The organism is Enterobacter sp. MGH 33 (genome assembly GCF_000534535.1).
Classification (GTDB): Bacteria; Pseudomonadota; Gammaproteobacteria; order Enterobacterales; family Enterobacteriaceae; genus Enterobacter; species Enterobacter hormaechei_C.
In genome coordinates, this window is sequence record NZ_KI973212.1 from 3,939,776 (window position 1) to 3,965,955 (window position 26,180).

The 26,180-nt window shown below is 58.4% G+C and carries 24 protein-coding genes and 3 tRNA genes; 10 read left to right on the top strand and 17 right to left on the bottom strand.

Annotated elements, in window-relative coordinates; translation table 11 throughout:
- Position 1 precedes the first annotated feature (1 nt).
- From L379_RS05730 to mltB, 12 genes are all read right to left on the bottom strand, one after another.
- Positions 2 to 78, bottom strand: a tRNA-Arg gene (locus L379_RS05730).
- A gap of 64 nt (positions 79 to 142) precedes the next feature.
- Positions 143 to 219 (bottom strand) — tRNA-Arg (locus tag L379_RS05725).
- A gap of 4 nt (positions 220 to 223) precedes the next feature.
- Positions 224 to 316, bottom strand: a tRNA-Ser gene (locus L379_RS05720).
- A 342-nt stretch (positions 317 to 658) separates the two neighbouring features.
- Positions 659 to 844, bottom strand: coding sequence for a carbon storage regulator CsrA (gene csrA, locus L379_RS05715; protein WP_000906486.1), 186 nt, complete (start codon positions 842 to 844; stop codon positions 659 to 661).
- Positions 845 to 1,085: 241 nt separating this feature from the next.
- The gene (gene alaS / locus L379_RS05710) at positions 1,086 to 3,713 is read right to left on the bottom strand and encodes an alanine--tRNA ligase (RefSeq protein ID WP_032654753.1); all 2,628 of its coding nucleotides are present in this window, start codon (positions 3,711 to 3,713) and stop codon (positions 1,086 to 1,088) included.
- 131 nt (positions 3,714 to 3,844) lie between these two features.
- Positions 3,845 to 4,345 (bottom strand): recombination regulator RecX, encoded by a 501-nt coding sequence (gene recX / locus L379_RS05705; protein ID WP_017382782.1) that lies wholly within the window; start codon positions 4,343 to 4,345, stop codon positions 3,845 to 3,847.
- Positions 4,346 to 4,413: 68 nt separating this feature from the next.
- Positions 4,414 to 5,472: a recombinase RecA gene (gene recA, locus L379_RS05700; RefSeq protein WP_015571667.1), complete on the bottom strand. Its 1,059-nt coding sequence runs from the start codon at positions 5,470 to 5,472 to the stop codon at positions 4,414 to 4,416.
- 89 nt (positions 5,473 to 5,561) lie between these two features.
- Positions 5,562 to 6,059 (bottom strand): nicotinamide-nucleotide amidase, encoded by a 498-nt coding sequence (gene pncC / locus L379_RS05695; protein ID WP_003862172.1) that lies wholly within the window; start codon positions 6,057 to 6,059, stop codon positions 5,562 to 5,564.
- 130 nt (positions 6,060 to 6,189) lie between these two features.
- Positions 6,190 to 7,068 carry a metal ABC transporter substrate-binding protein gene (locus L379_RS05690; RefSeq protein ID WP_022649141.1) on the bottom strand — a complete coding sequence of 293 codons (879 nt, stop codon included), beginning with the start codon at positions 7,066 to 7,068 and terminating at the stop codon, positions 6,190 to 6,192.
- Positions 7,069 to 7,082: 14 nt separating this feature from the next.
- Complete coding sequence (locus L379_RS05685; RefSeq protein ID WP_015571669.1) at positions 7,083 to 7,943, bottom strand: metal ABC transporter permease; 861 nt, start codon at positions 7,941 to 7,943, stop codon at positions 7,083 to 7,085.
- Positions 7,940 to 8,593, bottom strand: coding sequence for a metal ABC transporter ATP-binding protein (locus L379_RS05680; protein WP_032654755.1), 654 nt, complete (start codon positions 8,591 to 8,593; stop codon positions 7,940 to 7,942). Before L379_RS05680 ends, L379_RS05685 begins: the two co-directional genes overlap by 4 nt.
- A gap of 290 nt (positions 8,594 to 8,883) precedes the next feature.
- Positions 8,884 to 9,984, bottom strand: a complete 1,101-nt coding sequence (gene mltB / locus L379_RS05675; protein ID WP_169815224.1) for a lytic murein transglycosylase B — start codon at positions 9,982 to 9,984, stop codon at positions 8,884 to 8,886.
- A gap of 251 nt (positions 9,985 to 10,235) precedes the next feature.
- On the opposite strand from mltB, the gene srlA reads away from it, so the two are divergent.
- The 7 genes from srlA (at position 10,236) to gutQ (ending at position 15,170) form a co-directional block, all read left to right on the top strand.
- Positions 10,236 to 10,799 carry a PTS glucitol/sorbitol transporter subunit IIC gene (gene srlA, locus L379_RS05670; protein ID WP_015571673.1) on the top strand — a complete coding sequence of 188 codons (564 nt, stop codon included), beginning with the start codon at positions 10,236 to 10,238 and terminating at the stop codon, positions 10,797 to 10,799.
- Complete coding sequence (locus L379_RS05665) at positions 10,796 to 11,755, top strand: PTS glucitol/sorbitol transporter subunit IIB (RefSeq protein WP_032654760.1); 960 nt, start codon at positions 10,796 to 10,798, stop codon at positions 11,753 to 11,755. Before srlA ends, L379_RS05665 begins: the two co-directional genes overlap by 4 nt.
- 12 nt (positions 11,756 to 11,767) lie before the next feature.
- Positions 11,768 to 12,130, top strand: coding sequence for a PTS glucitol/sorbitol transporter subunit IIA (srlB, locus tag L379_RS05660; RefSeq protein WP_032654763.1), 363 nt, complete (start codon positions 11,768 to 11,770; stop codon positions 12,128 to 12,130).
- 14 nt (positions 12,131 to 12,144) lie between these two features.
- The gene (gene srlD / locus L379_RS05655; RefSeq protein ID WP_017382786.1) at positions 12,145 to 12,924 is read left to right on the top strand and encodes a sorbitol-6-phosphate dehydrogenase; all 780 of its coding nucleotides are present in this window, start codon (positions 12,145 to 12,147) and stop codon (positions 12,922 to 12,924) included.
- A 91-nt stretch (positions 12,925 to 13,015) separates the two neighbouring features.
- The gene (gutM, locus tag L379_RS05650) at positions 13,016 to 13,375 is read left to right on the top strand and encodes a transcriptional regulator GutM (RefSeq protein ID WP_032654767.1); all 360 of its coding nucleotides are present in this window, start codon (positions 13,016 to 13,018) and stop codon (positions 13,373 to 13,375) included.
- 63 nt (positions 13,376 to 13,438) lie between these two features.
- Complete coding sequence (locus L379_RS05645) at positions 13,439 to 14,212, top strand: glucitol operon DNA-binding transcriptional repressor SrlR (protein ID WP_015571676.1); 774 nt, start codon at positions 13,439 to 13,441, stop codon at positions 14,210 to 14,212.
- Entirely contained in the window at positions 14,205 to 15,170 is a 966-nt protein-coding gene (gene gutQ, locus L379_RS05640; protein WP_015571677.1) for an arabinose-5-phosphate isomerase GutQ, read from the top strand. Before L379_RS05645 ends, gutQ begins: the two co-directional genes overlap by 8 nt.
- Here the strand turns inward: gutQ and norR are convergent.
- Positions 15,167 to 16,681 (bottom strand): nitric oxide reductase transcriptional regulator NorR, encoded by a 1,515-nt coding sequence (gene norR, locus L379_RS05635; protein WP_032654770.1) that lies wholly within the window; start codon positions 16,679 to 16,681, stop codon positions 15,167 to 15,169. The genes gutQ and norR overlap by 4 nt on opposite strands.
- Before the next feature lie 187 nt (positions 16,682 to 16,868).
- On the opposite strand from norR, the gene norV reads away from it, so the two are divergent.
- On the top strand, positions 16,869 to 18,311 hold the full coding sequence (gene norV, locus L379_RS05630; RefSeq protein WP_032654773.1) for an anaerobic nitric oxide reductase flavorubredoxin: 1,443 nt from the start codon (positions 16,869 to 16,871) through the stop codon (positions 18,309 to 18,311).
- Entirely contained in the window at positions 18,308 to 19,441 is a 1,134-nt protein-coding gene (gene norW / locus L379_RS05625; protein ID WP_032654776.1) for an NADH:flavorubredoxin reductase NorW, read from the top strand. The genes norV and norW overlap by 4 nt, the downstream gene beginning before the upstream one ends.
- 126 nt (positions 19,442 to 19,567) lie before the next feature.
- Here norW and L379_RS05620 read toward each other — a convergent pair whose 3' ends face one another.
- From L379_RS05620 to L379_RS05605, 4 genes are all read right to left on the bottom strand, one after another.
- Entirely contained in the window at positions 19,568 to 20,590 is a 1,023-nt protein-coding gene (locus L379_RS05620; protein WP_032654779.1) for a HoxN/HupN/NixA family nickel/cobalt transporter, read from the bottom strand.
- A 1-nt stretch (position 20,591) separates the two neighbouring features.
- Entirely contained in the window at positions 20,592 to 22,808 is a 2,217-nt protein-coding gene (hypF, locus tag L379_RS05615; RefSeq protein WP_032654782.1) for a carbamoyltransferase HypF, read from the bottom strand.
- Between the two features lie 6 nt (positions 22,809 to 22,814).
- On the bottom strand, positions 22,815 to 23,360 hold the full coding sequence (hydN, locus tag L379_RS05610; protein WP_017382793.1) for an electron transport protein HydN: 546 nt from the start codon (positions 23,358 to 23,360) through the stop codon (positions 22,815 to 22,817).
- 133 nt (positions 23,361 to 23,493) lie between these two features.
- A complete protein-coding gene (locus L379_RS05605) occupies positions 23,494 to 24,531 on the bottom strand; it encodes a LacI family DNA-binding transcriptional regulator (RefSeq protein ID WP_323132051.1) in 1,038 nt (345 codons plus the stop codon).
- Positions 24,532 to 24,720: 189 nt separating this feature from the next.
- On the opposite strand from L379_RS05605, the gene ascF reads away from it, so the two are divergent.
- Complete coding sequence (gene ascF, locus L379_RS05600; protein ID WP_017382795.1) at positions 24,721 to 26,172, top strand: PTS cellobiose/arbutin/salicin transporter subunit IIBC; 1,452 nt, start codon at positions 24,721 to 24,723, stop codon at positions 26,170 to 26,172.
- The last annotated feature ends 8 nt before the right edge of the window (positions 26,173 to 26,180 follow it).

Consider the following 26,180-nt stretch of genomic DNA (forward strand, 5'->3'; position numbering starts at 1 on the left):
ATGGTGCATCCGGGAGGATTCGAACCTCCGACCGCTCGGTTCGTAGCCGAGTACTCTATCCAGCTGAGCTACGGATGCATCGGGATTTACTACTGTACTGCTCGATATTCATATCACTTCGAAAGCAATATGAAGTAATAGATGGTGCATCCGGGAGGATTCGAACCTCCGACCGCTCGGTTCGTAGCCGAGTACTCTATCCAGCTGAGCTACGGATGCAAAATGGCGGTGAGGCGGGGATTCGAACCCCGGATGCAGCTTTTGACCGCATACTCCCTTAGCAGGGGAGCGCCTTCAGCCTCTCGGCCACCTCACCACACAACGCCTCTTTCGAGTGCTTCGAGCAACTCGTTAAGAGCTTCTCGTCGCTGCGTGGCGCATATATTACTTTCTGGGACTTATAAGTCAAACAATTTTCCACATGCTTTTTTCGTTTGCACAATTCGCACCCAATTCGCATGTAAAAGCCGCAAAGAGAGTGTTTTATAAGCGGATTTTGCAGGCATCTTCACAGAATTGTGTTGAGAGAAGCGCGTCTTTTGGATGAGATAAAATTATGAGAGTGGTCAAAAACGAAGCGTTTGAAATAGAACGGTAACTTTATGCAGGAAAAATAGCAGGAGGGTTGCGTCTCGCCCGACAGCGAGACGCGACAATATCAGTAACTGGACTGCTGGGATTTTTCAGCCTGGATACGCTGGTAGATCTCTTCACGGTGGACAGATACTTCTTTAGGAGCGTTAACACCAATACGTACCTGGTTACCCTTTACCCCTAAAACTGTCACGGTGACCTCATCCCCAATCATGAGGGTCTCACCAACTCGACGAGTCAGAATCAGCATTCTTTGCTCCTTGAAAGATTAAAAGAGTCGGGTCTCTTGTATCCCGGCATTATCCATCATATAACGCCAAAAAGTAAGCGATGACAAACACGTAAAGTGTAAGCAGTCACGGCATCACATTCTGTTAAACGTAAGTTTAGCCGATATACACAAACTCAACCTGACTTTATCGTTATCGATAGCGCAGTGAGCAAGACGCCATAACGTTACCGCTATGGCGTCTGCTTGTGCTTTGTAGTTATTACAGTTTCGCGCTTACCCAGCTTTCAACGCTGGCTAATGCCGCGGGAAGTGCCGCCGCATCCGTACCACCGGCTTGCGCCATGTCCGGACGACCGCCACCTTTGCCACCCACCTGCTGGGCGACCATGCCAATCAGTTCCCCTGCTTTAACACGATCCGTCACATCCTTAGTGACGCCCGCAATCAGAGAAACCTTACCCTCTGCGACCGTTGCCAGCACGATAACCGTCGAACCAAGCTGGTTCTTCAGATCGTCGACCATGGTACGCAGCATCTTAGGCTCAACGCCCGCCAGATCGCTGACCAGCAGTTTGACGCCCTTAATGTCTACCGCTTTGCTGGAGAGGTTTGCGCTCTCCTGCGCCGCAGCCTGTTCTTTCAGCTGCTGGAGTTCTTTTTCCAGCTGACGGGTACGATCCAGCGCGACACGCACTTTTTCGCCCAGGTTCTGACTATCGCCTTTCAGCAGCTGCGCGATCTCGTGCAGCTGGTCGCTCTGCGCATGCAGGCTGGCAATCGCGCCTTCCCCGGTCACCGCTTCAATACGACGCACGCCTGCCGCCGTCCCCGACTCGGAAACGATGCGGAACAAGCCGATGTCACCGGTGCGGGATGCGTGAGTACCGCCACACAGTTCGGTAGAGAAGTCGCCCATGCTCAGCACGCGAACGCGGTCGTCATATTTCTCGCCAAACAGCGCCATCGCACCTTTCTTCTTCGCTGCCTCGAGATCCATGATGTGGGTTTCGATTGGCAGGTTACGACGGATCTGGGCATTCACCAGGTCTTCCACCGCACGAATTTCAGACGGCTTCATCGCTTCAAAATGCGAGAAGTCGAAACGCAGCACTTTGTCATTAACCAGAGAACCTTTCTGTGCAACGTGCGTACCCAGCACTTCGCGCAGGGCTGCGTGCATCAGGTGGGTTGCCGAGTGGTTCAGACGAATGCGCGCGCGGCGAGCTTCGTCAACGTTGGCCTGAACGCCCTCGCCCACTTTCAGAGAGCCGGAAACCAGTTTGCCCTGGTGACCAATCGCCTGACCGTATTTCTGGGTATCGCTTACGCTGAAGCTGAAGCCATTGCCTTTCAGTTCGCCTTTATCGCCAACCTGACCGCCCGATTCCGCATAGAACGGCGTTTTATCCAGGATAACAACCGCTTCCTGGCCCGCGCTAATGCTGTCTACGGCTTTACCGTCAACAAACAGCGCGGTCACGTTGCTGGTCAGGGCCAGCTCTTCGTAGCCTTTAAATTCAGACGCGCTATCAACGCGGATCATCGCGTTGTAGTCCGCGCCAAAACCGCTGGATTCACGCGCACGACGACGCTGTTCTTCCATTGCGGCTTCAAAGCCTGCTTCGTCAACTTTGATGTTGCGCTCGCGGCAAACGTCCGCGGTCAGGTCAACCGGGAAGCCGTAGGTGTCGTACAGGCGGAAAGCGGTTTCGCCATCCAGCGTGTCGCCCTTGAGTTTCGCCAGCTCGTCGTCCAGCAGCGCCAGACCGCGTTCCAGCGTACGGGCAAACTGCTCTTCTTCGGTTTTCAGAACCTGTTCAACCTGCGCCTGCTGGCGTTTCAGCTCATCGCCGGCAGAGCCCATCACGCCAATCAGTGGCCCAACGAGTTTATAGAAGAAGGTGTCCTTCGCGCCCAGCATGTTGCCATGGCGGATCGCACGACGAATGATACGACGCAGCACATAGCCACGGTTTTCATTCGACGGGATAACGCCGTCAGCAATCAGGAACGCACAGGAACGAATATGGTCTGCGATAACGCGCAGTGATTTGTTGCTCAGATCGGTTGCGCCCGTTACCTCAGCAACGGCTTTGATCAGGGTGCTGAACAGGTCAATCTCATAGTTGGAGTTAACGTGTTGCAGAACGGCCGCGATACGCTCAAGGCCCATACCGGTATCTACGGACGGTTTTGGCAGCGGCTCCATGGTGCCGTCGGCCTGACGGTTGAACTGCATGAAGACGATGTTCCAGATCTCAATGTAGCGATCGCCATCTTCTTCCGCGCTTCCCGGAGGGCCACCCCAGATGTGGTCGCCATGATCGTAGAAGATCTCGGTGCACGGACCGCAAGGGCCGGTGTCGCCCATCTGCCAGAAGTTATCAGACGCGTAAGGCGCGCCTTTGTTGTCACCGATACGGATGATACGTTCGCGCGGGATACCCACTTCTTTTTCCCAGATGTCGAACGCTTCGTCATCGGTCTCATACACGGTCACCCACAGACGCTCTTTCGGCAGATTGAACCAGTTTTCACCGGTCAGCAGTTCCCACGCGTATTGAATGGCATCGTGTTTGAAATAGTCGCCGAAGCTGAAGTTACCCAGCATTTCGAAGAAGGTGTGGTGGCGCGCGGTGTAACCGACGTTTTCCAGATCGTTGTGTTTACCGCCCGCACGCACGCAACGCTGTGAGGTTGTGGCGCGGGAATAATTACGCTTGTCGAGACCAAGGAACACATCCTTGAACTGGTTCATCCCGGCGTTGGTAAACAGCAGAGTCGGGTCATTGTTCGGTACCAGGGAGCTGCTGGCAACAACCTGGTGTCCCTTACTATGGAAAAAATCGAGAAACGCCTGACGGATCTCAGCGGTGCTCTTGCTCATAATTATCCTGAAATCAAGCTAACGAAATGTCGCAGCAGATCTGTATCTGTAAACAGTTGGACGGACCAGCTACTGGAAAAAGTGGGAATAAGATAAGTTTTCTTTAGTGGGAAGTAAAATCCCGCATGCGTTCAATCGGTAAAATTACGCCAGATATCCTGAATATCTTCCATCAGGAAGCCGCGGTAGAGCAAAAAGCGCTGGATTTTAACTTTTTCTGAAAATTCACGCGGCAGCGGCTCACCGTACTTTCGTACCGCCTGCTCACGCGCCAGTTCGCACCAGTCAATTTCACTTTCGCGCATGGCTTTTTCAATCGATTCACGGGCTACGCCTTTCTGGTTCAGCTCCTGGCGGATACGCGCTGGCCCATAGCCTTTACGACCACGGCTGGCAAGAAAGCGAGCGGCAAAACGGCCGTCATCCAGATAGTGATGCTCGTAGCACCAGGCAACCACGCGGTCATAATCTTCCGCGGTGGCATCAATGTCTTCCGGACCGTTTTTGCTCATGACGGGCGCTGACAGTTTCCGCCGCAGCTCCTGTTCGCTATGGTCACGCACGGCAAGAATACGCACGGCCCGATCCAGCAAGCGTGAGTAGGCTGGTCGGCGTGATGTCGGTTCACTCATAAAAAACCTGTCGATTCAGAAATGCAAAAAGGGCCGCATCAGCAGCCCTTCATTTTTATCCGAGAGGATTAAAAGTCTTCGTTGGTTTCTTCAGCATCCGCGCCGTCGACCACGAAATCAGGTTTAGAGTCCTGGTTGTTCAGCAGGAGTTCACGCACCTTCTTCTCAATCTCTTTCGCCGCCGCCGGGTTCTCTTTCAGCCAGGAGATAGCATTCGCTTTACCCTGACCAATCTTGTCACCGTTGTAGCTGTACCATGCGCCCGCTTTTTCAATCAGCTTCTCTTTCACGCCCAGGTCAACCAGCTCGCCGAGGAAGTTGATACCTTCGCCGTAGAGGATCTGGAACTCAGCCTGTTTGAACGGTGCTGCGATTTTGTTCTTCACAACCTTCACGCGGGTTTCGCTACCGACTACGTTATCCCCCTCTTTCACCGCACCGATACGGCGGATATCCAGACGGACAGAAGCGTAGAATTTCAGAGCGTTACCGCCGGTGGTGGTTTCCGGGTTACCGAACATTACACCAATTTTCATACGGATCTGGTTGATGAAGATCAGCAGCGTATTGGACTGCTTCAGGTTACCCGCCAGCTTACGCATCGCCTGGCTCATCATACGTGCCGCGAGGCCCATGTGAGAGTCACCGATTTCACCTTCAATTTCCGCTTTTGGCGTCAGCGCCGCAACGGAGTCGACGATGATCACGTCAACCGCACCTGAGCGCGCCAGCGCGTCACAAATTTCCAGTGCCTGCTCGCCGGTGTCCGGCTGGGAGCACAGCAGGTTGTCGATATCAACGCCCAGTTTACGGGCATAGACCGGGTCCAGCGCGTGCTCGGCATCGATAAACGCACAGGTTTTACCTTCGCGCTGTGCCGCCGCAACAACCTGCAACGTCAGGGTAGTTTTACCCGAGGATTCCGGACCGTAGATTTCTACGATACGGCCCATCGGCAAACCGCCAGCGCCCAGTGCGATATCAAGAGAAAGCGAACCAGTGGAGATAGTTTCCACATCCATGGAACGGTCTTCACCCAGGCGCATGATGGAGCCTTTACCGAATTGCTTTTCGATCTGGCCCAGTGCTGCCGCCAACGCTTTCTGTTTGTTTTCGTCGATAGCCATTATTACTCCTGTCATGCCGGGAGAAGCAACTGCGCTTCACCATGGACTTCTGTTCTGTTGAGGCAATTATACTGTATAGTCATACAGTATCAAGTATTTTGTAGAAATTGTTGCCAGAGCGTTTTTAACGCGTATTCCGTTGCCTGACGACGCACGCTTTCGCGGTCGCCGCTGAAGCATTCCCGGCGGGTGATCCCTTCACCTTTTGAGGTGGCAAAGCCAAACCAGACGGTGCCGACAGGCTTCACGTCGCTGCCGCCGTCCGGCCCCGCGATACCGCTGATGGAGATAGCGTAATCTGCGCGCGCCTCTTTCAGCGCGCCAATCGCCATCTCGATCACCACCGGCTCGCTGACCGCGCCATGCTGCTCAAGCGTGGCTTCACGCACGCCGATCATCTGCGCTTTCGCCTCGTTACTGTAGGTCACAAAGCCGCGTTCAAACCAGGCGGAACTGCCAGCAATATCGGTAATTGCTTTCGCCACCCAGCCGCCGGTGCAGGATTCTGCGGTCGTGAGAGTCGCGCCGCGCTGTTTCAGCGCCAGCCCCACCACTTCGCTTAGCTGCATCAATTCATGGTCAGTCATTCTCGCTCCAGGCCTTAGAAAAACATGCAGCACAAGATAGCACTTTCTCATCAAATATGGGGATGCGCGTCGGGTTTTACGAGGGGGCTTCAGAAAAAAGCCGATGCGGACGCATCGGCCAGAGAGACGCTTATTTCATGCTGTTAGCGAGGGTGTCCACATTGTGGCGAAACGCCTTGACGTAGGTGTCCGCCACGCCGCCCTTCGCGGACAGCGCTTCCGGGTAAAGTTCACCACCCGGCTGGGCGCCCGTGGCGGTCGCAATCTGCTTCACCAGGCGTGGGTCAAGCTGGTTTTCCATAAACCAGGTTTTCACGCCGTCAGCTTTAATCTGATTGATGATCTCCGCTACCTGCGCCGCGCTGGCTTCACTCTCAGACGACAGCCCCTGCGGCGCCATAAACGTCACGCCGTAGGCGCGGCTGAAATAGCCGAAGGCGTCGTGGCTGGTCAGCACTTTGCGCTTCGCCTGTGGGATGTCGCTGAAACGCTTTTTAGCCCAACCGTCCAGTTGAGAGAGCTGCGCAATATAGGGTTTACCGGTAGCTTCAAGCGCCGCCGTATCTTCAGGATCGGCCTTCACCAGCCCTGAGAGAATATTTTGCGCATACAGCGCGCCGTTCGCCGCGCTGTTCCACGCGTGCGGATCGGTCACGGTTTTACCGTCCTCTTCCAGCGTGTGCGTTTTCACGCCGTCCGAAGCAACCACCAGTTGGCCTTTGAATCCGGAGGCTTTCACCAGACGGTCGAGCCAACCCTCCAGCCCCAGCCCATTGACCACCACCACGTCAGCTTTACTCAGCGCCGCGCTGTCTTTGGGCGAGGGTTCGAAAGTATGGGGATCACCGTCCGGCCCCACCAGCGTCGTCACCTTCACACGATCGCCGCCAACCTGCTGCGTGATGTCTCCCAGGATGGAAAAGCTGGTCACCACATTAAGCGTTTTCGCCATTACGCCGTGCGTCATCATGCCGAGCGCGAGCGCCACGGCTAACCCTGTACGTTTCATCGTTTCCCCTTGCGTTAAAAAAGCGCCCGCAGGCTATCCGCCAGCCTGCTGCGCGTGCCAAATAAAACTGAAATAAAGAACAATGCGCTGGCGGTCAGCACAATGGAGGGCCCGGCGGGCAGACTCACTGCCCAGGAAAGGCTTAAGCCCAGCCACGCGCAAAAAATACCGCTGATACCCGCCATCAAAAGTAACCCTGGCAGTGTGCGCACCCAGCAGCGTGCCGCCACGGCGGGTAACATCATCAGCCCGACGGCCATCAGCGTGCCGAGCACCTGAAAACCGGCTACCAGGTTGAGCACCAGCAGCGCCAGAAACAGACCGTGTAACATCCCGGGCAGCCAGCGCGCGTTCACCTGCAACCACGCGGTATCAAACGCTTCGCTGACCAGCCCCCGATAAAAAATCGCCAGCGTGAGGAGCGTGAACATGCAAACGCCCGTCACGAACAGGGCTGACGCGCTATCCACGGCGAGAATGGAGCCAAACAGAAGATGAAGCAGATCGACATTTGAACCGCGCAGCGACACCAGCGTGACGCCCAGCGCCAGCGAGCCCAGGTAAAACCCCGCGAAGCTGGCATCCTCTTTAAGCGGCGTGCGGCGGCTGACCAGCCCGGCCACCAGCGCAACGGCGATCCCGGCAATAAACCCGCCGACAGTCATTGCCAGCAGCGACATCCCGCTGAGCAGATAGCCCACCGCGACACCCGGCAAAATGGCGTGAGAAAGGGCGTCCCCCATCAGGCTCATCCGACGCAGTTGAAGAAATACGCCCAGCGCAGTGGTGCTGACGGAGAGCGCCAGGCAAACCACCAGCGCGCGCCGCATAAAGCCGTACTCAATAAACGGCTGGAAGAAGAGATGCCAGATCATGCCACCCTCACCCGCTCGGTTTTCCAGTGCGGCGTATCAGCATCCAGCCGCAGCGTTTGTGGGAAGTGACGCGAGACGCGTTCGCTGTCGTGCAGTACCGCCAGCAGGGTCTGCCCCTGCATATACATCTCCAGCATCAGATCCATCAGCACGTTGCAGGTCGCTTCATCGACGCCGGTGAAAGGCTCATCCAGCATCACCAGCGGCGCCTGCTGCACCAAAACGCGGGCAAACAGCATGCGCTGAAACTGGCCGCCGGAAAGTTCATCAATGGTGGAGAACGCCATGGACTCCAGCCCCACGCGCTCCAGCGCGCCGGCAATGCGCATGCGGGCATCCCGACGAAAACCGGCAAACAGAGAGATTGCTGGCCAGCAGCCCATACTCACCACGTCCTGCACGGTCAGAGGAAATTGCGCCTCCAGCGCGTGACGCTGCGCCAGCCAGCCCACCACCGGACGTTTCCCCTGCCAGCGAAACGTACCGCTGACGGGCGGAATAAAGCCGGCGAGCGTTTTCAGCAGCGTGGATTTACCGCAGCCGTTGGCCCCGACGATAGCGGTCATGCTCCCGCGTTCAATCACGCCGGACAGCGCGCGCGTAACGGGCTGGCGATCGTAACCCGCCACCAGGTCGTTCATCACGATCATGGCAACGCCACCGCCCAGCGCACGGCCAGGCCGAGAAACAGAATGATCACCAGCGCCAGCAGCAGCCGAACCGGGGATGAGAGAGAAAACAGGGACATGGAAATCTCAATTCAAAAATAATGTTATAACATAACAATAATGAAAGTCGATTAAGATGTAAACGGTGGGAGTGAAATGGGAGTGTGGCGAAATGTTTCTGCAAACTTCCCTCTCCCGTGGGAGAGGGTCAGGGTGCGGGCAGCCATGCCGGGTGGCGGCGTTGCCTTACCCGGCCTACCCGTCAGGGTAACTTACTGGCTAAACGGTGACGCTGCCGGCACACGCGCCTGAGACACCGCCAGCCCCAGCTGCCACACCGCCATCGCATAGTGCGTGCTGTGGTTGTAGCGGGTAATGGTGTAGAAGTTAGGCAGCCCGAACCAGTACTGATAACCGGTTCCGACATCCAGGCGCAGCAGGCTCACCTGGTCAACATTGCCCAGCGGCTGCGACGGCGTTAAGCCTGCCGCTGCCAGCTGCGCCACGCTGTATTTGGTTTTAAATCCGTTTTCCAGACCAAACGCCTCGCCGTTCGCCTGCACCGCCACCTGGCCGCCCGGCGTCCAGCCATGCGCTTTGAAGTAGTTGGCCACGCTGCCAATGGCGTCTTCGGGATCCCACAGGTTGATGTGACCATCCCCGTTAAAATCTACCGCGTACTGCTTATAGGAGGACGGCATAAACTGGCCGTAGCCCATTGCCCCGGCGAACGACCCTTTCAGATCGAGCGGATCGTCCTGTTCGTCTCGCGCCATCAGCAGGAAGGTTTCCAGCTCGGAAGAGAAATACTCGGCGCGGCGCGGGTAGTTGAAGGAGAGCGTCGCCAGCGCATCAAGGATGCGGGTTTTACCCATAATGCGTCCCCAGCGGGTCTCGACCCCAATAATACCGACGATGATCTCCGGCGGCACGCCATAGACCTGCCACGCACGGTTCAGGGCGTCTTCATACTGATTCCAGAACACCACGCCATTCTGCACGTTGTCCGGGGTAATAAACTGTTTGCGATAGCGCAGCCACGCGCCGTTTGGCCCGGTCGGCACCTGGGCTGTCGGCGCCTGCCTGTCCATCAGGCGCAGCACGTAGTCCAGACGCTTCGCCTGAGACAAAATGGCATGCAGCTGCTGGCGGTCAAAACCGTGCTTGCTCACCATTTTATCGATGAACTGTTCGGCCGCAGGGTTATTCGCGAAGTCGCCGCCCATATGCATCATATTGTGCTGCGGCTCCAGCAGGAATCCTCCGGAAGGCACGCCCGCCGTTGGCTGAGCGGCTTCGGTCTTGGGTTTGCTACTACAGGCGGACAGGAGAATAAGCGCAGGCAACAGCGCTGCATAACGACGCTTGAACATGTGGCATCCATTTAACGAGTTCGGTAAGAACCCAGTATGGTAAAGCATCCCCAACTCCTCAAGGAAGCGGTACGCACCTCCCCGACGCAAATCCGTGTTTTTTTCCACCAAAAATTATTCACCTCACCAATAAACTTTCAAAATAATACATTTTTCTTTCATTGTGAGATCTGATTAACACTTTAAAACCTTTCAAAGTGATTATTATTAGCCGCAGATAGACAAAAACAAACGCCCTACAGGAGAGAATAATGATAGAAACCATCACCCACGGCGCCGAGTGGTTCATCGGGCTGTTTCAGAAAGGCGGCGAGGTATTCACCGGCATGGTGACCGGGATCCTGCCCCTGCTGATCAGCCTGCTGGTGATCATGAACGCCCTGATTAACTTTATCGGCCAGCAGCGTATTGAACGCTTCGCCCAGCGCTGTGCCGGCAATCCGCTGTCCCGCTACCTGATCCTGCCCTTCATCGGCACCTTTGTGTTCTGCAACCCGATGACCTTAAGCCTCGGCCGATTTATGCCAGAGAAGTACAAGCCGAGTTATTACGCCGCCGCCTCCTACAGCTGCCATTCAATGAACGGCCTGTTCCCGCACATTAACCCCGGCGAGCTGTTTGTTTACCTCGGGATTGCCAGCGGTCTCACTACGCTGGGACTGCCGCTCGGCCCGCTGGCGGTGAGCTATCTGCTGGTCGGCCTGGTGACCAACTTCTTCCGCGGCTGGGTAACGGACCTCACTACCGCCATTTTTGAGAAAAAAATGGGCATTCAGCTTGATGAGAAAGTCCAGCTTTCGGGAGCCACAGTATGAACCGGATCCGCATAGAGAAAGGCACGGGCGGCTGGGGCGGCCCGCTGGAGTTCGACGCTACCGAAGGCAAAAAGATCGTCTACATCACCGCGGGCACGCGCCCGGCGATCGTCGACACGCTGCGCGAGCTGACCGGCTGGGAAGCAGTCGACGGCTTCAAAGAGGGTGAGCCGCCGGAAGCGGAAATCGGCGTGGCGGTAATCGACTGCGGCGGCACCCTGCGCTGCGGCATCTACCCGAAGCGCCGCATTCCGACGGTGAATATTCACTCCACGGGCAAATCAGGCCCGCTGGCGCAGTACATCCTTGAGGACATTTATGTCTCGGGCGTGAAGGAGGACAACATCACGCTGGTAAATGGCACATCCGCACCGCAAAAAGCGGCCCCGCGCGAGTACGACACCAGCAAAAAAATCACCGAGCAGAGCGACGGCCTGCTGGCGAAGGTCGGGATGGGGATGGGGTCCGCCGTGGCGGTGCTGTTCCAGTCCGGGCGCGACACCATCGACACGGTGCTGAAAACCATTCTGCCGTTTATGGCGTTCGTCTCGGCGCTGATCGGCATCATCATGGCCTCCGGCCTCGGCGACTGGATTGCCCACGGCCTCGCCCCGCTCGCCAGCGCCCCGCTCGGCCTGGTGACGCTGGCGCTGATCTGCTCCTTCCCGCTGCTGTCGCCGTTTCTTGGCCCGGGCGCGGTGATTGCCCAGGTCATCGGCGTGCTGATTGGCGTGCAGATTGGTCTGGGGAATATTCCCCCGCACCTCGCCCTGCCCGCCCTGTTTGCCATTAACGCTCAGGCGGCGTGCGACTTCATCCCCGTCGGGCTGTCGCTGGCGGAAGCGCGCCAGGAGACCGTGCGCGTGGGCGTCCCCTCCGTGCTGGTGAGCCGCTTCCTGACGGGCGCGCCAACGGTGCTAATTGCCTGGTTTGTCTCCGGCTTTATTTATCAATAAGAGGTTCCTGCCATGACCGTGATTTACCAGACCACCATTACCCGCATCGGCCAGAGCGCGGCCGATGCGCTGAGCGACCAGATGCTGATCACCTTCCGCGAAGGCGCCCCGGCAGATATCGAAGAGTTTTGCTTTATCCACTGCCACGGCGAGTTAAACGGCAAGCTGAAGGCCGGTGGCCAGCTGGAGCTGGGCAAGGCGCGCTATGCCGTAACCGCCGTCGGTGACGTCGCCGAGCAAAACCTGCGCGAGCTGGGGCACATCACCTTGCGTTTCGACGGCCAGCCGCGGGCGGAGTATCCCGGCACGGTTCACGTTGAGGGGCCGGTTCCGCAGACCGTCACCCCAGGCTGCACGTTAAAATTTATTTCGTAATAAAGGAGAGACACATGAGTCAGGTTGCCGTTGTCATTGGTGGGGGACAAACCTTAGGCGAGTTCCTCTGCCATGGGCTTGCCGCAGAGGGCTACCGCGTGGCGGTCGTGGATATTCAGAGTGAGAAAGCCGCCCGCGTAGCGGACGCCATCAACACCGAATTTGGCGAAGGGATGGCGTATGGATTTGGCGCCGACGCCACCAGCGAGCAGAGCGTGATGGCGCTGGCCCGCGGCGTGGATGAGATTTTTGGTCGCACCGATCTGCTGGTCTACAGCGCGGGGATCGCGAAAGCGGCCTTTATCAGCGATTTCGAACTGGGGGATTTTGACCGCTCGTTGCAGGTGAATCTGGTGGGCTATTTTCTCTGCGCCCGAGAATTTTCCCGCCTGATGATCCGCGACGGTATTCAGGGGCGCATCATTCAGATCAACTCAAAATCGGGGAAAGTGGGCAGCAAGCACAACTCCGGCTACAGCGCGGCGAAGTTTGGCGGCGTCGGGCTGACGCAGTCTCTGGCGCTGGATCTGGCCGAATACGGCATAACCGTGCACGCGCTGATGCTGGGTAACCTGCTGAAATCGCCGATGTTCCAGTCCCTGCTGCCGCAGTATGCCGCCAAACTTGGCATCAAAGCAGAGGACGTCGAACAGTACTACATCGACAAAGTGCCGCTGAAGCGCGGGTGCGATTATCAGGACGTGCTGAACATGCTGCTGTTTTACGCCAGCCCGAAAGCCTCGTACTGCACCGGGCAGTCGATTAACGTCACCGGTGGGCAGGTGATGTTCTGAGTTCATTCCCCGGTGGCGCTGCGCTTACCTGGGCTACAATCCCCGTAGGCCGGGTAAGGCGCAGCCGCCACCCGGCAGTTAAGGAGCCGATATGGTCACCGCACTCATCACCGTCGCCGCCCTCGCCTGGCTTTGCCAGATGGCGTTTGGCGGCTGGCAAATCCATCAGTTTAACCGCGCCTTTGACGCCCTGTGCCAGAAAGGCCGCGTGGGCGTCGGGCGTTCAGGCGGACGCTTTAAACCGCGGGTTGTCGTCGCTATTGCGCTGGATGAAAACAATATGGTTTGCGATTCCCTCATCATGCGCGGCGTAACGGTGTTTGCCCGTCCGACCAAAATCCAGGCGATCGACGGCATTTCGCTGCATGAATTACAACCTGATGTGATCTTCCCCCATGATTCACTCTGTCAGAATGCACTATCATTAGCGCTTAATCTGAAACATGGATAATTTCGTTGTGAAAGTTATAAACTTGCGGAATTATCATTTCGCAACGTAAGGAACGAAGCGCCTATGAAACCACGTCAGCGGCAGGCGGCCATACTTGAGCATCTGCAAAAGCAGGGAAAGTGCTCGGTAGAGGATCTGGCCCACTACTTTGACACCACCGGCACGACAATACGCAAGGACCTGGTGTTGCTCGAAAACTCCGGCGCCGTCATTCGTACCTACGGCGGCGTGGTGCTCAATAAAGACGAAGCCGACCCGCCTATCGACCACAAAACGCTGATCAATACCCACCAGAAAGCGCTGATTGCCGAAGCCGCCGTCAAATTTATCCAGGACGGCGATTCCATTATCCTCGACGCAGGCAGTACCGTCCTACAGATGATCCCGCTGCTCAGCCGCTTTAATAACATCACCGTGATGACCAACAGCCTGCACATCGTCAATGCCCTGTCAGAGTTCGACAGCGAGCAGACCATCCTGATGCCCGGTGGCACCTTCCGTAAAAAATCCGCGTCGTTTCACGGGCAGCTGGCGGAGAATGCCTTCGACCACTTCAGCTTCGATAAGCTGTTTATGGGCACGGACGGCATCGACCTCAACGCGGGCGTGACCACCTTCAACGAGGTGTTCAGCGTCAGCAAAGCGATGTGCAACGCCGCGCGGGAAGTGATTTTGATGGCGGACTCGTCGAAGTTTGGCCGTAAAAGCCCCAACATTGTCTGTAGCCTTGAAAGCGTCGATAAGCTGATTACCGACGCAGGTATCGATCCGGCATTTAAAAAAGCGCTGGAAGCGAAGGGCATCGACGTGATCGTAACCGGAGAGAAAAATGAGTGATTTTCTGTTAAACGCAGGCCGTCAGACCCTGCTGCTGGAGCTACAGGAAGCCAGCCGCCTGCCGGAACGTCTGGGTGAGGATTTTGTTCGTGCAGCCAACACCATTATCCACTGCGAGGGCAAAGTGATCGTGGCGGGTATCGGTAAATCCGGTCATATCGGCAAGAAGATTGCCGCGACGCTTGCCAGCACCGGCACCCCGGCGTTCTTCGTGCATCCTGCCGAAGCGCTGCACGGCGATCTGGGGATGATCGAAAGCCGCGACGTGATGCTGTTTATCTCCTACTCCGGTTCAGCCAAAGAGCTGGATCTCATCATCCCTCGCCTGCAAGAAAAATCGGTGGCCCTGTTAGCGATGACCGGCAAATCCCGTTCGCCGCTGGCGCTGGCCGCGAAAGCAACGCTGGATATTTCCGTTGAGCGCGAAGCCTGTCCGATGCACCTGGCACCGACCTCCAGCACCGTCAACACGCTGATGATGGGCGACGCCCTGGCGATGGCGGTGATGCAGGCGCGCGGTTTTAATGAGGAAGATTTCGCCCGCTCCCATCCTGCGGGCGCGCTTGGGGCTCGTCTGCTCAACAAAGTTCACCACCTGATGCGCACGGACGATGCCATTCCTCAGGTCAAACTCGACACCAGCGTGATGGACGCCATGCTGGAGCTGAGCCGCACCGGGCTGGGGCTGGTTGCGGTATGCGACAATGACCGCCAGGTGAAGGGCGTCTTCACCGACGGCGACCTGCGCCGCTGGCTGGTGGGCGGCGGCAAGCTGGAGGCGCGGGTATCCGAAGCAATGACCCAGGGCGGGCTGACGCTGAATGCCGACAGCCGCGCGATTGAAGCCAAAGAGGTGCTGATGAAGCGCAAAATCACCGCCGCGCCGGTGGTGGACGAGCACGGCAGGCTGTGCGGCGCGATCAACCTGCAAGACTTCTACCAGGCGGGGATTATTTAACCCTTCAGCCCCAGACGTTTCGCCAGCCTGTGAAGGTTGGCGACGTCCATCTCCAGCGCCCGCGCGCACGCCGCCCAGCTGCGGTTATTCTGCTCCAGCGCGCGGGCGATCATCTGACGCTGGAACGCATCCGTCGCCTCGCGCAGGTTTTCGTTCACGCTCTCAGGTATCACCGGCTTCACGGGCGGCATCGTTTCCTCATGCAGCGCGAAATGGCGCGCATGAATAACCACTTCATCCCCCGAACGCGTTGCCCGCGCCAGCACCACCGCGCGGTGGATCGCATGTTCCAGCTCACGCACGTTACCCGGCCAGCCGTAGCTCAGCAGGTGCGTCCTCGCGCCGGGACTTAGCACCACGCGGGAAAGCCCCATTTTGAGCCGACACTGTTCGCAGAAAAAGCCCGCCAGCAGAACCACATCCTCGCCCCGCTCGCGCAGCGGCGGCACCGTGAGCGGGAACACGCTCAGACGGTGGAACAGATCGGCGCGGAAATTCCCCGCCAGCACCTCTTCGCGCAGATCGCGGTTCGTCGCCGCCAGCACGCGCACATCCACGCGTAAGCTGCGATCGTCTCCCACGCGTTGAATATCGCCATACTGCAACACCCGCAGCAGTTTGGCCTGAAGCGAAAGGGAGAGTTCGCCAATTTCATCGAGGAACAGCGTGCCGTTATCAGCCATTTCGAACTTGCCGCTGCGGTTGCTGATCGCCCCGGTAAAGGCCCCTTTGACGTGTCCGAACAGCTCGCTTTCCGCCACGCTTTCCGGCAACGCCGCGCAGTTGAGATAGACCAGCGGATTCATCGCACGGGGCGAGGCTTCGTGGATCGCTTTTGCCACCAGCTCTTTACCGGTGCCGGTCTCCCCGAAGATCAGCACGTTCAAATCAGACGCGGCGACAATCTCAATCTCTTTTTTGAGCTGCGCCATGCCCGGCGAAAGGCCGATCATTTCGGTGTGCGCCACCTGCTCAAACACCGTCGGGCTACCCGGAAGAATATTCTGGCTCTCCAGCTGTTCTATCAGCAGGGCGTTGTTCAGCGCCCCGGCCGCCAGCGCGGCAATCAGCCGTAGCTCTTCGTCGCTGAAGGTATCGAACTGATCAGGCGACATGCCGTCGAGGGTTAACGCGCCAATCAGGTTCTGCCCGGCAAACAGAGGCAGGCCGATACAGGCGTGCACCTTCAGGCTCTCCTGTCCGGGGATCAGGCCGTCGTAAGGATCGGGCAGATCGCTGTCTGCCGGGAAACGCACCACGTCACCCGCGCGGGCGATGGTTTCCAGACGCGGGTGGCCCTCCAGGGTAAAGCGCCGCCCGAGTACGTCCTTCGCCAGACCGTCGATAGCCAGCGGAATAAACTGCCGCCCTTCGTAACGCAGCAGCGCCGACGCATCGCAATCCAGCACGTGGCGCAACGTGGAGATCAGCCGCTGAAAGCGGTCCTGATGACCAATACCGGTTTGCAGTTCTATGGCGATCTTCGCCAGCACATCTACGGAAAAGCTCATCTCTGCCTCACTGTCATTTTGACAATACATAGTGTCATATTGACAATTTTTAAGATAGTCAAAATGACTACCCACTAAGGAGCATCGAAACGAAAACACATTATTTTCAACAGGTTAAAAAGTTGGCACGCAACTTGATATATGACAGTCATCTTATTTGAAAACGCCGTATTAAGTTGAGGTTGCTATGTCTATTCTGGTTAAAAATAACATTCATTGGGTGGGTCAACGTGACTGGGAAGTACGTGATTTTCACGGGACGGAATACAAAACGCTGCGCGGCAGCAGCTACAACAGCTATCTCATTCGTGAAGGTAAAAACGTCCTGATCGATACCGTCGATCACAAATTCAGCCGCGAGTTCGTGCAGAATCTGCGCAGCGAAATCGATCTGAATGAGATCGACTACATTATCATCAACCACGCGGAAGAGGATCATGCCGGGGCGCTGACCGAGCTGATGTCCCACATTCCGGATACCCCGATCTACTGCACCACCAACGCCATTGACTCCATCAACGGCCACCACCACCATCCGGAGTGGAACTTCCACACCGTGAAAACCGGCGACACGCTGGATATCGGCAATGGCAAACAGCTGATCTTCGTGGAAACCCCAATGCTGCACTGGCCGGACAGCATGATGACCTACATGACCGGTGACGCGGTGCTGTTCAGTAACGACGCCTTCGGCCAGCACTACTGTGACGAACGTCTGTTCAACGACGAAGTGGATCAGACCGAGCTGTTCGAACAGTGCCAGCGCTACTACGCCAACATCCTGACCCCGTTCAGCCGTCTGGTCACGCCAAAAATCACCGAGATCCTCGGCTTCAACCTGCCGGTGGATATGATTGCCACCTCCCACGGCGTGGTATGGCGTGAAAATCCAACCCAGATTGTCGAACTGTACCTGAAGTGGGCGGCGGACTATCAGGAAGATCGCATCACCATCTTCTACGACACCATGTCCAACAACACCCGCATGATGGCGGACGCCATTGCCCAGGGCATCAACGAAGTTGACCCGAACGTGGCGGTGAAAATCTTCAACGTGGCGCGCAGCGATAAGAATGAGGTATTGACCAACGTCTTCCGCTCCAAAGGCGTGCTGGTGGGTACCTCCACCATGAATAACGTGATGATGCCGAAAATTGCCGGACTGGTGGAAGAGATGACCGGCCTGCGCTTTCGTAACAAACGCGCCAGCGCCTTTGGTTCACACGGCTGGAGCGGCGGCGCGGTAGAGCGTCTCTCCACCCGTTTACAGGATGCCGGTTTTGAGATGTCCCTGAGCCTGAAGGCGAAATGGCGTCCGGATCTCGACGCGCTGGAAATCTGTCGTCAGCACGGTCGCGACATTGCCCGCCAGTGGGCGCTTGCGCCGCTGCCGGAAACCGCACCCGCCGCGGCGGTTACGCCGAAAGCTGTAGCAGAAGCTGCCGCTGCCGACCTTGGCCCTTGCATGCAGTGCAGCGTCTGCCAGTGGATTTACGATCCTGAGCTGGGCGAGCCGTTGCAGGATGTCGCGCCGGGTACGCCGTGGAGCGAGGTGCCGGACAACTTCCTCTGCCCGGAATGTTCCCTCGGGAAAGACGTCTTTGATGAACTGGCAACGGAGGCAAAATGAGCCACGGCATCGTCATTATCGGCTCGGGCTTTGCCGCCCGCCAGCTGGTGAAAAATATCCGCAAACAGGATGCTAACGTGCCGCTGACGGTGATCGCCGCCGACAGCATGGATGAGTACAACAAGCCTGATTTAAGCCACGTCATTAGCCAGAATCAGCGCGCCGACGATCTCACCCGCCAGACGGCGGGGGAGTTCGCAGAACAGTTTAACCTGCGTCTGTTTCCGTACACCTGGGTCACCGATATCGACGCCGACGCCCACGTGGTGAACGCGAAAGATAAAACCTGGCAGTACGACAAACTGGTGCTGGCGACGGGGGCATCGGCGTTTGTGCCGCCGGTTGAGGGCCGCGAGCTGATGGTCACGCTCAACAGCCAGCAGGAGTATCAGGCCAGCGAGACCCTGTTACGCGACGCCACGCGGGTGATGATTGTCGGCGGCGGACTGATTGGCACCGAGCTGGCGATGGACTTCTGCCGGGCGGGAAAATCCGTCACCCTGGTTGACCACGCGGCCAGCATTCTGTCAGGGCTGATGCCAGCAGAAGTAAGCAGTCGCTTACAGCATCGTCTGACCGACATGGGCGTGCATCTGCTGCTGAAATCGCAGTTACAGAGCCTGAGCAAAACCGAAACCGGCATTTGTGCGACGCTCGACCGCAACCGCAGCGTGGAAGTGGATGTGGTTATTGCGGCGACGGGGTTGCGCCCGGAAACCGCGCTGGCGCACCGCGCGGGCGCAGAGATCAATCGAGGCGTGAAGGTGGATAGCTACCTGCAAACCACCCGGCCGGACATTTATGCCCTGGGCGACTGCGCGGAAATTAACGGCCAGGTGCTGCCGTTCCTGCAACCGATTCAGTTAAGCGCCATGTTCCTGGCGAAAAACCTGCTCGGCGGCAACGCCCCGGTGAAATTACCCGCCATGCTGGTGAAGGTAAAAACGCCGGAACTACCGCTGCATCTCGCAGGTGAAACGCAGCGTCAGGATCTGGACTGGGAGATTGTCCTTTCGCCTCAGGGCATGGTGGCGCGCGGCACCGATACCGACGGTCAGATGCGCGCCTTTGTCGTCAGCGAAGACAGAATGAAGGAGGCCTTCGCGCTGCTGAAATCGCTACCAGCTTAACCCTCGTCATGCCGGGTGGCGCTCCGCTTACCCGGCCTACAGTACTGCCACGCTTACTTAACCTTTGGATTTTGTTGTCCACCGCCCCGATGTCCCGGGGCTTTTTTTATCGCTACACTTTCAGCGTCAGGAGCGCACCACCAGCGCGTCATAACCGCGCCAGCGATAGTTCGCCATCGAGATCAGCCAGCAGGCGACAAACAGCCCGACCACCACAAATCCGGCGTCGCCCAGGTTATCGTTCACCGCGCCAATCAGATCCCACACGCCGCCGCTGAGGGCGAACTTGTCCATCAGCAGACCCATCGCTTCCAGGCCGCCGATAAACAGCGCCACCACCACCGAAGTGCCGGTGATGGTCATGTTGTAGTAGAGCTTGCGCTGCGGCTTGTTAAACGCCCAGCCGTAGGCACCCACCATCAGCAGGTTATCGAGCGTATCCACCAGCGCCATGCCGCTGGCGAAGAGCGCCGGGAAGATCATGATCGACCACACCGACATCCCGCTGGAGGCGCTGGCGGCGGAGATCCCCAACACGCCGATTTCGGTGGCGGTGTCGAACCCCAGGCCGAACAGGAAACCGACCAGGTACATCTGCCAGCTTTTATTGACGAGGCGGAAGGTTTTGCCGAACAGCCAGTTCATGACGCCGCCCTGTGCAGGCAGCGTGATGTCGCCCTGCACGGGATTGCCGTGTTTCAGCGCCTGAAAACTGCGCCAGACGCCGCGCAGGATCACCATATTCACCAGCGCCATCGCCAGCAGGAAGGTGGCGGAGACGGCGGTGCCAATCAGGCTGCCGGTTTCGTGGAACCATGCCATGTTTTTCTGAAACGCCGTGGCGGTCGCGGCGATAGCAATGGAGGCCAGCACCACGATGGTGGAGTGTCCGAGGGAAAACCATGCGCCCACGCCGGACGGGCGCTTGCCCTGCTGCATCATTTTACGCGTCACGGTATCAATCGCGGCGATATGGTCGGCATCCACCGCATGACGCAGTCCGTAACACCAGGCCAGCAGGCTGGCCGCCATCAGCGCCGTACTGCCGCTAAAGGTGTGCCACGCCAGCCCCCAGGCCAGCAGGTTAGCCATCCCGAGAGCCAGCAGCAGGCACGCTGCACGAGGTTCATTGCGTAAAAGTCGTAACATTTTAAATCCCTTGTGAACATGATCGGGCGGCAGCAACCACCGCCTGCCCGAAGGAGATCGCTCCGTCGCCTGCGGGCAGGCGCGAAGGAAAAAGAAGCGTGAAATCAGAAAGGTAATGACGAAGGCGCGCGCGCAGCAGGCGGTTGTGAAGGACGCCTCCGCTGAAGCACACCGTCGTGAGCGACCGTCGGCGGGCATGCGTTGCCGCCAGTTCGCTCAGCCCTTTTGCCAGCGCATCGTGAAAAGCCCAGGCACGCTCGCCGGGTTCCGCCCGCCAGGTAAGCCACTGTTGCCAGAACAGCGCAAGGTTATCCGTCTGGAGCGTCACCGGATGATCAACCCCTGCGCAGCGTTCGGCCAGCGCCTCCAGCCGGCACGCGGCTTCGCCCTCATAGCGTTGCGTTTCAATGCCCAGCGCACAGGCCACGGCGTCGAACAGACGACCACAGGAGGAGGCCCGCGGCGCATTGATACCGCGCGACACAGCCGTTGCCAGCAGCGGCCAGTTTTGACGCTGTACCACCTCTGTTTCCGGGTACTGCTGCCAGTCAGGTACGAACGCCAGACAGTGGGCGAGCAAATTGCGCCACGGCTGTTTTGCCGCCAGATCGCCCCCCGGCAGCGCAACGGCTGGCAGACCGCCCAGCCGTTCGCAGTCGCGATAGTTCACCCGCAGGCACTCGCCGCCCCACAGCGCGCCGTTCTCGCCCATGCCGATCCCGTCCAGGGTCAGGGCAATAACATCCCCGCCGTCGAGCGGCCAGCCATTCTCCGCCAGACACGCTGCCGCATGCGCATGATGATGCAGCACGGTCTCAACGGGCAGCGCCTGCGCCCGGGCCCACTGTCGGGCGTGATATCCCGGATGGGCATCGCACACCACGCGCTCAGGCTGAAAGGCGTAGATGTCCTGCATCGTCGAGAGCGCACTGCGCCACTGCGCCTCTACCCCCTCGTCGCTCAGATCGCCAAAATGCTGGCTCAGCACCGCCTGGTTGCCACGCACCAGGCTGAAGGTGTTTTTCATCTCCGCGCCGGTGCATAACATGGGCGGGATGTCGCGGAATCCGGCGGGCAATGTGATGGCATCCGGCACAAAACCGCGTGCGCGACGCAGCATCGTGCCCTCCTGGTCCATCACTGAATCATCCATCCGTTGCAGGATGTCGCGGTTGTGCAGCAGGAAGCCGTCAGCGATGTCACTGAGTTCTTCCAGCGCCTGCTGGTTGCTTATGGCGGGTGGATGGCCGCTGAGGTTGCCGGAGGTCATCACCAGCGGGCGCTGGCAGTCCAGCATCAGCAAATGCTGGAGCGGGTTCGCAGGCAGCATCACGCCGACCGTATCCAGCCCCGGCGCAATCTCCTCAGGAAACGCAGGAAGGCAGGCTTTTGGCGTCAGCACAATCGGCGCAGCGGGTGAACGTAACAGCGTCTGGATGGCCTCCGGCAGATCGTCCGCATGCGGGATCATCACCGCCAGCGGCCTGGTCGGGCGCTGCTTGCGTGCCCGTAATTTCCGAACCGCCTGCGGGTTAAGCGCGTCGCAGACCAGGTGAAAACCGCCCAGCCCTTTGACCGCCACAATCCCGCCGCCTTCCAGCATCGCCACCGCCGCGCTTAACGCCGATTCGCGGGTGGCAGCAGCCTCCCCGGCTCGCCACTCCAGCTGCGGTCCGCAATCCGGGCAGGCCACCGGCTGGGCGTGAAAACGCCGGTCAGCCGGGTTGAGGTACTCCGTTTCACAGGGCACACAGAGCGGGAATGGCGCCATTGACGTGGCCGGGCGGTCATAGGGCATGGCGCGGATAATGGTAAACCGCGGCCCGCAGTGGGTGCAGTTGATAAACGGGTAGCGGTAGCGACGTTCGCGGGGATCGCGCATCTCCGCCAGGCATGCGGGACAGGTGGCGGCATCCGGGACGATTTGCGTGTCCATCGCCCCGCTCTCGCTGTGGCGGATGACAAACTCGTCCGGCAGCGTCGTCCAGCTGAACGGCTGCGTTTCAATGCGATCGATGCGCGCCAGCGGTGGGCAGTCCTGGCGCAGTCTCGCGGTAAAGTCACCCCCACTGCCCGCGAGACGCACCAGGACACCCTCTCCGTCGTTGCAGACGTCGCCTGCCAGCCCCAGCTGGTGCGCAAGCTGCCAGACGAAGGGACGAAATCCTACCCCCTGCACCTTGCCGCGCACCCGAAGCTGTACGCCATTAACGCGCATTGCAGCTTAAAACAGCAGCGATGACGAGGTGTCGAACGCCGCGCGGCGGCGTTTTTCGGCACTCATCTGTTCGAGCTTGTCGCGATCGACGCAGACCAGCGCATGCGTCGGACAGGCTTCCATACACGCCGGACCGGCGTCGCGGTGGTAGCAGAGGTCACATTTATTGGCTTCGGCTTTCTCCGCGCGTACGCTCAGCCCGATACCGCTGTTGCGCACCACCGGGCGAACCACCACCTCCATCGCGCCATACGGACACGCCACCACACAGGTTTTGCACCCGATGCAGCGCTCCTGCATCACATGCACGAAGCCTTTCTCGCGCTTAATCGCCCCGTTCGGACAGACGTTGGCGCACGGCGCATCTTCGCACTGGCGACAGATAGCGGCGGTAGAAATATTCACGCCTTTAATGACGTGGATGCGCGGCAGGAAGGTATCAGGGGTGAGAGAGGCGCAATCCTGCTCTGCCTGATGGGACACCACGCACGCCACTTCACAGGTACGGCAACCAATGCATTTGCTGGCATCGGCCATAATAAAACGGTTCATCTGCTTCTCCGGCATTACTGTTATGCGCGAAGCTATTCATAAACCGTGCCAATATTTAATGCATTGATTTTATAGGGAAATTTAAAAGAGAGGGATCTGTCATCGTCATTAGTGACGATGACTGATGTCGACGTCAGCGATGCGGGCCGTCAATGACGGAGTCGCGCAGGATAAGCTCGCCGGAGAAGGTTTGCTGAGGCTTAAACTCACCGCCGTCGAGCATGAAAATCATACGGCTGATGGTCTCCTGAATCATCTCCGTTACCGGAATACGCACGCTGGAGAGGGACGGCACGATATAGGGCGCGATTGCCACGTCGTCAAAGCCGATGACGGACACTGCGCCCGGCGTGGCGACGCCGCTCTCGTGCAGCTGCCTGATGGCGCCAATCGCCATGTCGTCGTTACTCGCCACCAGCGCGGTAAACGTTTCGCCGCGGGTGAGCAACTGAGAGACCGCCGCCGCGCCGCTGGCCGGGTTCCACTTCCCTTCGGCGATCAGCGCGTCGCGAACTGCAATCCCGTGCTGCGCCAGCGCGTCCTTGTAGCCGGAAAGACGCTCCACCCCGGTGGGGGAATCCAGCGAACCGGTGATAAACGCAATCTCCCGGTGGCCTTTCTCAATCAGCTGCGATACCGCGTCCTGACACGACGCTTTATGATCGGACCAGACGCTGTGACTGCTGTTTTTCCGCAAACGGCGGTTGAGCACCATGATCGGCTGCTCGCATTTCTCAATGATCTCGTCCAGCGCTTCCACGCTCAGAAAACGCGGATAGATGATTACCGCGTCGCAGCGCATGTCGAGCAGGTACTGGATCGCCTCGCGCTCCTCTTCGGCGCTGTGCTTGCCGTCCGCCAGGATCAGCTGACGCCCCTTCTCTTCCGTCATCCGCGCGGCGTTAAACAGCAGCTCGCTAAAGTAGACCCCATGGTACAGGGTGTTCGTCACCACCAGCCCCAGAGTCTGGGTGCGTTTGGTCGCCAGGTTTCGCGCCAGCAGATTGGGGCGATACCCGCTCTCTTCGATGGCCTGAAACACGCGGTCTTTCGTCTCCTGGCTGACGTAACCGTTCCCCGACAGTACCCGGGAGACCGTCGCTTTTGATACGCCTGCCCGCTTCGCCACTTCCAGCATCGTGGTCATATTATTATTCCGTCTGAACCTGATGGGCGCAGTGTACTGCACCGCAGAAAAATTGTCCCAGCGGCGTTATCACGCTTTTTACGGCCACGAGTGATCGTTATCACGAAACGAAAAAATGCATAAAAAGTGGTCTTGTTTCATTAAAAGAAACTCATGATGATTATGTGAAACCGGTTTCCTACATTTCACACAACGATAACAGGATCACATCCGATGGCAAAAAATTACGCTGCGCTGGCGACCGACGTCGTTAGCGCGCTGGGCGGCAAAGAGAACATCGTCGCCGTCACCCACTGTATGACGCGACTGCGCTTCGTCCTGAAAGACGAAAGCCTCACCGACGCCGCACGCCTGAAAAGCATCAGCGGCGTGCTCGGCGTGGTGCGCAACGACAACCAGTGTCAGGTGATCATCGGCAACACCGTGTCCCAGGCATACCGTGAAGTGGTGAGCCTGCTGCCCGCTAACCTGCAACCTGCCGTAGCGGAAGGTCCACAGAAGCTCACGCTGCGCCGCATTGGTGCCGGGATCCTCGATGCGCTGATCGGCACCATGTCTCCGCTGATCCCGGCGATCATCGGCGGGTCAATGGTCAAGCTGCTGGCGATGATCCTTGAGATGACCGGCGTGCTGGGCAAAGGCGACCCGACGCTGACGATCCTGACCGTTATCGGCGATGGCGCGTTCTTCTTCCTGCCGCTGATGGTGGCGGCGTCCGCGGCGGTGAAGTTCAAAACCAACATGTCGCTGGCAATCGCCATCGCGGGCGTGTTGGTTCACCCGAGCTTTATCGAGCTGATGGCCAAGGCCGCGCAGGGCGAGCACGTTGAGTTCGCCTTCATTCCGGTGACGGCGGTGAAATACACCTACACGGTGATCCCCGCCCTGGTGATGACCTGGTGCCTGTCATACATCGAACGCTGGGTGGATCGCATTACCCCGGCGGTGACCAAAAACTTCCTCAAGCCGATGCTGATCGTGCTGATTGCCGCCCCGCTCGCCATCGTACTGATTGGCCCGCTCGGGATCTGGATCGGCAGCGCCATCTCCGCGCTGGTCTACACCATTCACGGCTATCTGGGCTGGCTCTCCGTTGCCATTATGGGCGCGCTGTGGCCGCTGCTGGTGATGACCGGGATGCACCGCGTGTTTACGCCGACCATCATCCAGACCATTGCCGAAACGGGCAAAGAAGGGATGGTGATGCCGTCGGAGATCGGCGCCAACCTGTCGCTCGGCGGTTCGTCGCTGGCGGTGGCGTGGAAAACCAAAAATCCGGAGCTGCGCCAGACGGCGCTGGCCGCGGCGGCCTCCGCCATCATGGCGGGGATCTCTGAACCGGCCCTGTACGGCGTAGCGGTACGCCTGAAGCGTCCGCTGATTGCGAGCCTGATCAGCGGCTTTATCTGCGGCGCGGTGGCAGGCATGGCAGGCCTTGCCAGCCATTCGATGGCGGCGCCGGGGCTGTTTACCAGCGTGCAGTTCTTCGACCCGGCCAACCCGATGACCATCGTCTGGGTGTTTGGCGTGATGGGTCTGGCGGTAGTGCTGTCGTTTGTGCTAACCCTGCTGTTAGGGTTTGAGGATATCCCGGTAGAAGACGAAGCCGAAAAAGCACGCGCCCTGCAAACCGCACCGGTACAGAACAAAGCAGCAGAAGCATAAACTGAAAG

Coding starts and splice junctions, on each gene's coding strand:
- hydN (WP_017382793.1), bottom strand. CDS start 23,360: ATGAACCGTTTTATTATGGCCGATGCCAGCAAATGCATTGGTTGCCGT.
- L379_RS05645 (WP_015571676.1), top strand. CDS start 13,439: ATGAAACCACGTCAGCGGCAGGCGGCCATACTTGAGCATCTGCAAAAG.
- ascF (WP_017382795.1), top strand. CDS start 24,721: ATGGCAAAAAATTACGCTGCGCTGGCGACCGACGTCGTTAGCGCGCTG.
- norV (WP_032654773.1), top strand. CDS start 16,869: ATGTCTATTCTGGTTAAAAATAACATTCATTGGGTGGGTCAACGTGAC.
- mltB (WP_169815224.1), bottom strand. CDS start 9,984: ATGTTCAAGCGTCGTTATGCAGCGCTGTTGCCTGCGCTTATTCTCCTG.
- csrA (WP_000906486.1), bottom strand. CDS start 844: ATGCTGATTCTGACTCGTCGAGTTGGTGAGACCCTCATGATTGGGGAT.
- srlA (WP_015571673.1), top strand. CDS start 10,236: ATGATAGAAACCATCACCCACGGCGCCGAGTGGTTCATCGGGCTGTTT.
- gutM (WP_032654767.1), top strand. CDS start 13,016: ATGGTCACCGCACTCATCACCGTCGCCGCCCTCGCCTGGCTTTGCCAG.
- recA (WP_015571667.1), bottom strand. CDS start 5,472: ATGGCTATCGACGAAAACAAACAGAAAGCGTTGGCGGCAGCACTGGGC.
- L379_RS05665 (WP_032654760.1), top strand. CDS start 10,796: ATGAACCGGATCCGCATAGAGAAAGGCACGGGCGGCTGGGGCGGCCCG.
- L379_RS05680 (WP_032654755.1), bottom strand. CDS start 8,593: ATGATCGTGATGAACGACCTGGTGGCGGGTTACGATCGCCAGCCCGTT.
- norR (WP_032654770.1), bottom strand. CDS start 16,681: ATGAGCTTTTCCGTAGATGTGCTGGCGAAGATCGCCATAGAACTGCAA.
- pncC (WP_003862172.1), bottom strand. CDS start 6,059: ATGACTGACCATGAATTGATGCAGCTAAGCGAAGTGGTGGGGCTGGCG.
- norW (WP_032654776.1), top strand. CDS start 18,308: ATGAGCCACGGCATCGTCATTATCGGCTCGGGCTTTGCCGCCCGCCAG.
- L379_RS05690 (WP_022649141.1), bottom strand. CDS start 7,068: ATGAAACGTACAGGGTTAGCCGTGGCGCTCGCGCTCGGCATGATGACG.
- hypF (WP_032654782.1), bottom strand. CDS start 22,808: ATGCGCGTTAATGGCGTACAGCTTCGGGTGCGCGGCAAGGTGCAGGGG.
- recX (WP_017382782.1), bottom strand. CDS start 4,345: ATGAGTGAACCGACATCACGCCGACCAGCCTACTCACGCTTGCTGGAT.
- L379_RS05685 (WP_015571669.1), bottom strand. CDS start 7,943: ATGATCTGGCATCTCTTCTTCCAGCCGTTTATTGAGTACGGCTTTATG.
- alaS (WP_032654753.1), bottom strand. CDS start 3,713: ATGAGCAAGAGCACCGCTGAGATCCGTCAGGCGTTTCTCGATTTTTTC.
- srlB (WP_032654763.1), top strand. CDS start 11,768: ATGACCGTGATTTACCAGACCACCATTACCCGCATCGGCCAGAGCGCG.
- srlD (WP_017382786.1), top strand. CDS start 12,145: ATGAGTCAGGTTGCCGTTGTCATTGGTGGGGGACAAACCTTAGGCGAG.
- L379_RS05620 (WP_032654779.1), bottom strand. CDS start 20,590: ATGTTACGACTTTTACGCAATGAACCTCGTGCAGCGTGCCTGCTGCTG.
- gutQ (WP_015571677.1), top strand. CDS start 14,205: ATGAGTGATTTTCTGTTAAACGCAGGCCGTCAGACCCTGCTGCTGGAG.